Raw genomic sequence first — 8,000 nt, forward strand, 5'->3', positions numbered from 1 at the left:
ATTGAATAGTAAAAGGCTTCCTACTTACCTCATGAATCACGATCATCACGTCCATAAGTAAGAAGCATTTGAGCTATTTAATCTTTACAGTTGAGCTTTTTATAACTGAACCTCGATGTTGCCTTCTTTGACTCGTGTTTTATAAGTCGCCACTGATACTTGATCACTTTCTAAACATGAACCATCGATTAAGTTAAAACGTTGTTTTTTAAGTGGCGAAGCAACCCACAACTGCTCTTTGTGTTCGCAAATAATGCCGCGAGACAATACATTTGAACGAGAAAATGGGTCCATATTATCAATGGCAAAGACCTGTTCTTTTTCGCTTGGACGAAATATGGCAATTTGCTTACCTTCAATTAGTGCACAAACACCGGTTCCTATATAGATGTTGTTAAACGCACAAACTGGGATCCATTTACTCATTACACTTCCTCCAAATTGATTTTGTATGTTGGGGCTTTTTCTTCAATGAATGCAGGACGTTTTTGATCGCGTATCGGCGTAAATACAACATTTTCATCGTGTAAATCGCTGTTAATAAAATGCGCAAAACGTTTTAATTGATTATCATCAGAGAGTGTTTCTGTCCACTCACACTTATAGCGACCAATTGCTGCAGCCATATCCATTTCAAGTTGATCATTAATACCTAGTTTATTGTCGATAATCACTTTTTTCAGATAATCTATACCGCCATCTAGGTTCTCTAACCAAACTGAAGTACGTGTCGCTTTATCTGCAGTACGCACATAGAACATGACAAAACGGTCTAGGTATTTAAGCATTGTTTCTTTATCAAGATCAGTGGCGAATAGATCTCCGTGGCGCGGCTTCATACCACCATTACCACACACGTACATGTTCCAACCACTATCGGTTGCGATAAAACCAACATCTTTACCCTGTGCTTCTGAACACTCTCGCGTACAACCTGAAACACCAAATTTCATTTTATGTGGCGTACGTAACCCTTTATAACGGTTTTCCAGTTCAACACCGAGGCCAATACTGTCCTGCACACCAAAACGACACCAAGTATTACCTACACAGCTTTTCACCATACGCAGTGCTTTGGCATAGGCTTGACCCGTTTCAAAACCAGCTGCGATTAATTGCGACCAAATATCAGGTAAATCACCTTTATGCGCACCGAATAAAGCGATACGTTGTGCGCCTGTTACTTTAGTATAAAGCTCATACTGATCCGCCACACTTGCCAAAGCAGACAAAGCTTTAGGCGTCACTTCACCGCCGGGCATACGTGGGATAACCGAGTACGTACCATCTTTTTGCATATTACCGAGGAAAATATCATGGGTATCATGCAGACCATTATTATCGCTAGAAAGAATGTACTCACTCCAACAAGACGCAAGAATAGATCCTACCGTTGGTTTACAGACTTCACAGCCGTAACCGCTACCGTATTTTGCTAATAACTCAGAGAAGGTTTTAATGCCTTCAACGCGTATCAGATGGAATAACTCTTGACGAGAATAAGCAAAATGCTCACAAATATAATCATTAACTTCCACACCGAGTTTCGACAATTCAGAGTTTAATAGTTGAGTTACTAAAGGAATACAGCCACCACAACCTGTACCTGCACTGGTTTCCATTTTTATTGCATCAAGCGTGTGGTGACCCGCTGCAACTGCATCAGCAATATCACTTTTCTTAACATCAAAACATGAACAAATTTGTGCTGTATCAGGTAATGAATCAACACCCAATGATACTTTTTCACCACCAGCATGAGCAGGTAGGATCAACGTGTCTGGGTGCTTCGGTAGCTCAATCCCATTAAGTTTGTATTGCAGTAAATCGCTATAACTTTCTGTATCACCAACCAGTACTGCACCTAATAATGATTTACCATCTTCAGAAACAATAATACGTTTATAAACTGATGCGTTTTCATCAACGTAAACATAGCTTTTACAGTTCGGAGTACGTCCATTTGCGTCACCAATACTACCTACATCTACACCTAGTAATTTTAGTTTAGCGCTCATATCAGCGCCTTCGAATTCATTTTCGCGGCCAAGGATATTATCAACAGCCACTTTTGCCATGTTGTAACCTGGCGCTACTAAGCCAAAGAACTTGTCATTCCAAGAAGCACATTCACCAATAGCATAAACATCCGGATCAGAAGTCATACACTGGTTATTGATAGCTATCCCGCCGCGCGGTCCAATTTCAAAACCACATTGTCTAGAAAGCCTATCCTGTGGACGAATACCCGTTGAGAAAACTATAAAATCAACTTCTAATGAAGTGCCATCGGCAAATTTTAGCGTGTTACGCGCCGTTTCACCCGATGCTATAATCTCCTGCGTATTTTTGCCCGTATGAACATTAACGCCAATACTTTCAATTTTTTGGCGTAACATCTGTCCGCCTTGTTGATCGAGTTGCTCAGCCATCAATACAGGTGCAAATTCGATAACATGCGTTTCTACGCCAAGTGCTTTTAATGCACCTGCAGCTTCTAAACCTAATAAACCACCACCGACAACAACACCGCTTTTACTGCGTTTTGCAGTTGCTTCAATTGCATTTAGATCTTCAATGGTACGATAAACAAAACAATCTTGGCTTTCATTACCTTTAATCGTAGGTACCCAAGGGTAAGAGCCCGTTGCCATTACTAATTTATCGTAAGCAACTTCACGCCCAGTTTGAGAAAGAACTATTTTTTTCTGACGATCAATGGTTAAAGCTCGTTCACCAATTAAAACTTCAATATTATGTTTTTCGTAGAAACCTTCTTTCACTAAAGAAAGTTCTTCGGCTGTATGATGAGAAAAGTAAGAAGATAAATGCACGCGATCATAGGCAACGCGTGGTTCTTCACAAAAAGCTGTAATGGAAAATTTTTCAAGATCAGCCTTTTCAACAAAATCTTCAATAAAACGGTGGCCAACCATCCCGTTACCAATAATTACTAATTTTTGTTTACTCATAATTTCCTCATTCACCAGCTAAAACTAAATTCCAGTGAAAGATAACCTAACTTCATAAATGGAACTTGATAGATATCAAGAGAAGTTGCATAAGTGTTAAAAATGAAAATTTAAAAGTAGTTTTTTTAAAAAAATCAACAAAAACCATTATTATTTTAAGGTTATTGTGGCTTTTGTCGTATTTTTATAGTGAATGAGGAGGGAATTAAACAATTAGCCATGATCATGCCATGGCTAAGGTTATTAATAATAGGAAGCTAGCAGATGACTTTATAGATATCTGGAAAGATAAATTGATAGTTTAACTGTACTTTAACTTTTTCATTACATACAATTTTACTAACCGCGTTATCAGAAAATTGACAATTTGGTTCAGGATAACCCAGTGACTTTGCCATTGTAGAATAATAGTCACTTTTACTAGGATGGTTATCTGCACAACCATTAAAAATTTCTCCCCATGCGCCTTGTGCTATCACAACTTTAACCAGCTTAATACAATCAAGTTGGTGAATGAGATTAACCTTTGCATCACCATCTCTAATACTTTTTCCCGATGCAAAAAAACGTCCCGGATGACGCTTGGGGCCAATTAATCCGGCAAAACGAATCACCGAACAATCAAAAGCAGGGTTATCTGTAAACAGTTTTTCAATAAGCCGTAAGTTTGTTTCATGCGTTAACGTATCACTCTCTTTACACCACCCCTGATCATTTGCATACACGGAGGTTGAGCTAACAAACAACACATGTTTGATAGGGCTTTTTTCTATTTCAGCAACGAGAGCCTGATAAGCAGTGAATTGTTTACTGGTGATATTGATAATCAGTGTTTCAGCTTGTAAAAAAGGTAAAACATCCGTTAGTTCATTCTCAATATCAACAACATATGACTTTAAGTTTTGCTCACTTAATTGTTTGGCTTTAGCCTGTGACCGAGTGGATACGCGAATGTTTTTTCCATCTTGCTGTAAGCTTTTTGCGAGCGGTAAACCTAACCAACCGCTACCTAATATACTAATAATGCTATTTTCATTACTCACTTTTATTTCCTTATTAATACACTTACCTGATTCTATAGGGCATAAAATATTAACGTAATACTGAAGCTTGTAACTGCTCACGACGTTGTTTAGTGCTAATAATAATCGTCTCTTTACGCGGACTGGATGCTTGCGACCACTCTTTAATTTCATCCAGACTACGGAAACATCCCATACAAATATCTTGATCATTTAAACAGCAATTACTAATACATGGAGAAGGAGGAATCTGCATCTTTTTTCCTTAGTTGATCATACGTTGCTTTATCATTTCTTTTCTGTCGCTTACGGATCGGTTACAATTTTGCCTTATTAATTTAATAACAAAGAGAAGTAAATGAAAATAATTCGCTGGCTATTAGGCCGTTTAATTTTAACGTTGAATTTCATTTTTGCACCCAAAAAACGTCAACGTACAGAAGATCAACAACAAAAAGTTGACCAAGAAACACAAAGCTTACAATTATATCAGTTTCAAGCTTGTCCTTTTTGCGTCAAAGTACGTCGAGCAATGCGCCGTAATGCACTCAATATTCAACTCGTTGATGCAAAACAAGCTGATAACCAACAACAATTAGCAGAACAAGGCGGAAAAGTTAAGGTGCCTTGTTTACGTATTGAAGAAGGTAACAAAGTCACTTGGATGTATGAATCTTCAGATATTATCCAGTATTTAGAGAATAGATTCGCCTAATAAAAAACCTCTCTTAAACTGTTGAGAGAGGTTTATATCATCAAGACTAATGATGATGGCCGTGATCATGATGATGGCGATGCGCTAATAAACTTTTAGGTAATAACTCCGCAATAAAAGCACGTGCACCTCGACGTAATAATGAAGCAAAATATAACACCAAGATAATAGCTAAACTTACGATATTCCACCAAGCAAAGTCAGAGTCTAATTCTCCTAACCATGGCAATGGAAAAGCATCAATATATTGATTTAATGATAACCCTATCAAGAAGGCTCCGACTAACATCACCATCGCGAAAGCAAAGGCTGCAAAGTATCCCTGTTGAAATCTTAATTGCTTTAATAAATCTAGACTAATACTTGGCCCAATTAACAAACAAGCCACGGCAGCACCTGGGGATAAACCAGCTATTAACATCACTGCAATAATGGGTGTCATACCTGTTGCACACAATGCAAAAGGGAAAGCAATCAAAACCATCACTAGTACCTGTAACCATAAAGCTTGCTCAAAGAATGCCCACGCAGGCGTCGCAGACAAGGTGGCAGCAAGTGCCCAACCAAATATAACCCACGGCGCTGTATGATCTAATTGGTGCTGGTAACCCTGTTTAATCGCGGTAATAAAGCGAGAAGTAGGTTTGCCACCCTGGCAACTTTGTGCAACCACGGCTGAAATTGGATTTTTGAAGTGTCGCCCTAGTAACCATGCAATTAACGTTGCAAATACCACCGCAAAAACAATGCGTAAAAGAACCAGCTGCTCGCCTAACAGAGGAATAGAAATTAAAATAGCATCAAACCCAATAATTGGTGTTGCAATTAAGAAGGCAGTAGCGAAGGTTTGGTTTGCACCTAACCCCAACAGTTGTTGATGCATTTTACTCGCCGCAGGAGAACAAACAGGAAGCGGCAAGCCATATACAACACCTTTGATGGCATCTCTAAAGTACGCTTTATTATCTTGTGTTGGTAATACGTTTAAGGTCGGCTTAAAGTAATGCATTAACCCGCTTAGAAGATAAGCCAATAGCAACATTGGAGCACTATATAAAGCTAATTTAGTAAAGTTAACTAATGTCAGTGCGGTATTGTGCTGTTGATGTAGCGCTTCACTCTCTTCATCATGTTCTTCGTGTGCAACCGTCGAGTACTCGTGGTTATGATCTTCGTGTTCAACGGCTAAATGCTGATCACTCGTATGTTGATCTGTTAAATGATCATGCTCGACAGCTAAGCGCTCATGTTCTTCATGTTCATCGGCTGAATGCTCATGGTTATGATCTTCATGCTCGACAGCTAAGTGATCATGTTCTTCATGTTCATCGGTTGAATGCTCATGGTTATGATCTTCATGTTCGACAGCTAAGTGCTCATGTTCTTCATGTTCATCGGTTGAATGTTGGTGGTTATGATCTTCATGCTCATCAGCCGAGTGTTGCTCTTGATGTGTATCGTGCTCAACACCTGAATGGTTGTGATCGGCAGGTAATTCGGTTATTGATGTTGCTTCAATACCGTGGTCATGATTATGCTGAATATAACCTAACCAATGGGGTAAGAGAACAAACCCCAGTACAACTAACCCAAGAAAGCTACCAATACCAGCAGCATACTTATGTTCTTTTACTTCACCAGTTTGATGTTTTTTATGGTGCTGCAAATAAGGGCGATGCAGTACAACGTGCATGATAGAGCCCATTACGAAAGCTTGGAACCATGCTAAATATTGACCATCCAGTTGTGCCATTGATAGTTCAGCATAAGAAGCACCAAGTAAAGTCGCAACAGCCATGCTAATTAACACCACAAAAGGTAATACGACGCCATATTGAGGACGTAATAACCACCAGATAGTTAACCCCACAGGGAAGCGATGTAATAAGACTCCTAATGCTAATAACCAACCGGTGTGGTTAGCTTGATCTGCCAATAAAACAGTACCATCGATACTGGCATGCAAGACTAAGCCTAATACACCAAGAAACAAGGTAGTGTTATGCGCTTTATCTGCAGCTTTGTGAAAATATTTCTCTATTAATGAAGGGGTTAATAAACCAAGACTAGTGAGCACTAAAACTAACAATCCCCCTTCAAAGAGCAGCTCAGGCAAAATGTGGAAGAGTACTAACCCTGAAATACTCACAAAAATGAAAGCATCTAATAGATCTAACCATCCAGGTTGACGTTGTAATAAACGATAAGTAACAGGACCTAAAAATAAGGCCAAAATGCTTAGAGTGAGTAACATAGAAAAACCAGCTAGCAAAAAATGTTATAATATAACAGCCAGAAACAACTCGCTATAAAAATAGCATAATAAAAATAATTTTATTCTTTTGCTAATCTAAGTTCGATTGATTCAATATACTCTCGCTGCTCCGCTAGATTAAAAGCATTAGGTCTTAATACTTGAATTTTTTTCATTACTTTATGCAACACCTCTCCCCGCTCTAATAATATTTGAGCTGCGATCATGCCAGTCCGTCCTGATCCGCCTTTGCAATGGATCGCAACACTCTTTTCGTTTTCTAATAGGCGATGGATAGCTGGACCAGCAGTTTCCCACAAGCAACTAAAATCTTTATCTGGGATTTGCTGATCACAGATCGGTAAATGAAACCATGACATACCTAAAGATTTAGTTGCGATGCAAATATCATTTAATAACAGTGCTTGTAACTCTTTTTCAGTCATCAATGTGATCACTGCATTGGCACCAAACTCCTTTAAAGCCTGTAAAGCCAATTTCAAGGAAAGCTCTTTAGCACCAGGGCATGGAGTTAATAACAACTTAGCATTGCTGTGTTCAACACTGAGAGGAAAGATGGGATGTAAACTCATTAAACTACCTACTAATATCCATCATAGTAATTAAGCTTATTAAAATAATTACTGTAAAAAGCAAAAATATCGAGTAGGGTGAGGCTTTTGCCTCATCCCTCTCACAGAACCGTACGTACGGGCCTCGTATACGGCTCCTGTATTCTTTTATTCCATCATCCGCTTTTCATAAACGCTGATGGAGCAAGCCAACCTGTATTTACATTCTCTATATTATACAAACCAAGCCCTTCAAACCAACTATTCGGCATCGCAAAACTTGATAAGGGGCTTCTCGAATTTCGCCACGAGTTCATTTTAATGAACTTAAAGGGTGGCTTATATTTCAGCTACTTTAATCGTCGATGTAGCCGACTCGGCTTCTTCCACAAGTTAAGCTGTACTGCCCTTAATCTTCGTCTTGTCCAACCAGCTAGTTGTTTCAGCTCTCGTTTGCAATTGGCA

The 8,000-nt window shown here is 39.0% G+C and carries 7 protein-coding genes; 1 reads left to right on the top strand and 6 read right to left on the bottom strand.

The genetic code is table 11. From position 1 onward, the window contains the following. Nucleotides 1-99: 99 nt before the first annotated feature. The 4 genes from nirD to H592_RS0107205 all read right to left on the bottom strand — a co-directional run bounded on the left by nirD (nt 100) and on the right by H592_RS0107205 (nt 4,250). Complete coding sequence (gene nirD / locus H592_RS0107190; RefSeq protein WP_028868176.1) at nt 100-426, bottom strand: nitrite reductase small subunit NirD; 327 nt, start codon at nt 424-426, stop codon at nt 100-102. Next, nucleotides 426-2,972 (bottom strand): nitrite reductase large subunit NirB, encoded by a 2,547-nt coding sequence (gene nirB, locus H592_RS0107195; RefSeq protein ID WP_028868177.1) that lies wholly within the window; start codon nt 2,970-2,972, stop codon nt 426-428. The genes nirD and nirB overlap by 1 nt, the downstream gene beginning before the upstream one ends. A 257-nt stretch (nt 2,973-3,229) precedes the next feature. After that, nucleotides 3,230-4,015, bottom strand: a complete 786-nt coding sequence (locus H592_RS0107200; protein ID WP_037071214.1) for a Rossmann-fold NAD(P)-binding domain-containing protein — start codon at nt 4,013-4,015, stop codon at nt 3,230-3,232. Between the two features lie 49 nt (nt 4,016-4,064). Further along, entirely contained in the window at nt 4,065-4,250 is a 186-nt protein-coding gene (locus tag H592_RS0107205; protein ID WP_028868179.1) for a DUF1289 domain-containing protein, read from the bottom strand. Nucleotides 4,251-4,352: 102 nt separating this feature from the next. Between H592_RS0107205 and H592_RS0107210 the strand changes: the two genes are divergently transcribed. Further along, on the top strand, nt 4,353-4,709 hold the full coding sequence (locus tag H592_RS0107210; protein ID WP_028868180.1) for a glutathione S-transferase N-terminal domain-containing protein: 357 nt from the start codon (nt 4,353-4,355) through the stop codon (nt 4,707-4,709). 46 nt (nt 4,710-4,755) lie between these two features. Here the strand turns inward: H592_RS0107210 and H592_RS0107215 are convergent, their stop codons facing one another. Together H592_RS0107215 and H592_RS0107220 are read right to left on the bottom strand one after the other, a co-directional pair. Next, entirely contained in the window at nt 4,756-6,963 is a 2,208-nt protein-coding gene (locus H592_RS0107215) for a permease (protein WP_028868181.1), read from the bottom strand. Between the two features lie 80 nt (nt 6,964-7,043). Beyond that, entirely contained in the window at nt 7,044-7,556 is a 513-nt protein-coding gene (locus H592_RS0107220; protein ID WP_028868182.1) for a phosphatase domain-containing putative toxin, read from the bottom strand. Between the last annotated feature and the right edge of the window lie 444 nt (nt 7,557-8,000).

The organism is Psychromonas arctica DSM 14288, assembly GCF_000482725.1.
Taxonomy (GTDB): Bacteria; Pseudomonadota; Gammaproteobacteria; order Enterobacterales; family Psychromonadaceae; genus Psychromonas; species Psychromonas arctica.